General features: G+C 63.4%; 1 protein-coding gene. It reads right to left on the bottom strand.

Annotated elements, in window-relative coordinates; all coding sequences use genetic code 11:
* Entirely contained in the window at window positions 1–1,218 is a 1,218-nt protein-coding gene (gene tuf, locus J3L12_RS16560; protein WP_208016148.1) for an elongation factor Tu, read from the bottom strand.
* Window position 1,219: the final 1 nt, after the last annotated feature.

Here is a 1,219-nt window from a genome sequence, read left to right as displayed (position 1 = left end):
TTACTCGAGAATCTTCGCCACCACACCCGCACCCACGGTGCGACCGCCCTCGCGGATGGCGAAGCGCAGACCTTCCTCCATGGCAATGGGCTTGATCAGCTCCACCGTGAAGGTGACGTTGTCCCCCGGCATCACCATCTCCACCCCCGCAGGCAGCTCCACCACCCCGGTCACATCGGTGGTACGGAAGTAGAACTGCGGGCGGTAGTTGGTGAAGAACCCAGTGTGACGACCCCCCTCTTCCTTCTTCAGGATGTACACCGAGGCTTCGAACTTGGTGTGCGGGGTCACGCTGCCCGGCTTGGCCAGCACCTGCCCCCGCTCGACGTCATCCCGGCTCACCCCGCGCAGCAGCAGGCCCACGTTGTCGCCCGCAATGCCCTCGCTCAGGGTCTTGCGGTGCATCTCCACCCCGGTCACCACCGTCTTCTGGGTCTCGCGCAGACCCACGATCTCCACTTCCTCCCCGGTCTTGATCTTGCCGCGCTCCACCCGGCCCGTGGCCACGGTGCCGCGTCCGGTAATGGTAAACACATCCTCCACCGGCATCAGGAAGGGCTTGTCCACATCCCGCTGGGGGGTGGGGATGTAGGAGTCAATGGCATCCAGCAGCTCCCAGATCTTGTCCACCCACTCGTTCTCCCCCCGCTGGGTCTTGGGGTTGGCCATCATGTGCTCCAGCGCCTTGAGCCCCGAGCCCCGGATGATGGGAGTATCGTCGCCGGGGAACTCGTACTGGTTCAGCAGGTCGCGGATCTCCATCTCCACCAGATCCAGCAGCTCGGGGTCATCCACCATATCCACCTTGTTCAGGAAGACGATGATGTAAGGCACCCCCACCTGGCGGGAGAGCAGGATGTGTTCGCGGGTCTGCGGCATGGGGCCGTCGGTTCCCGAGACCACCAGGATGGCCCCGTCCATCTGGGCTGCACCGGTGATCATGTTCTTCACGTAGTCGGCGTGGCCGGGGCAGTCCACGTGGGAGTAGTGCCGCTTCTCGGTCTCGTACTCCACGTGGGCGGTATTGATGGTAATCCCACGGGCCTTCTCCTCGGGGGCCTTATCGATCTGATCGTAGGCCTGCACCTCCACATTGGGGTTGGCCGCCGCCGCCACAAAGGTAATGGCCGCCGTGAGGGTGGTCTTCCCGTGATCTACGTGTCCGATGGTTCCCACGTTGACGTGGGGTTTGGTGCGCTCAAATACGCCTTTCGCCATT

This window comes from Meiothermus sp. CFH 77666, from assembly GCF_017497985.1.
Classification (GTDB): Bacteria; Deinococcota; Deinococci; order Deinococcales; family Thermaceae; genus Meiothermus.
The sequence above is the reverse complement of the archived record's forward strand: the minus strand, read 5'-3'. Positions and strand labels throughout refer to the sequence as shown.

Coding starts and splice junctions, on each gene's coding strand:
- tuf (WP_208016148.1), bottom strand. CDS start 1,218: ATGGCGAAAGGCGTATTTGAGCGCACCAAACCCCACGTCAACGTGGGA.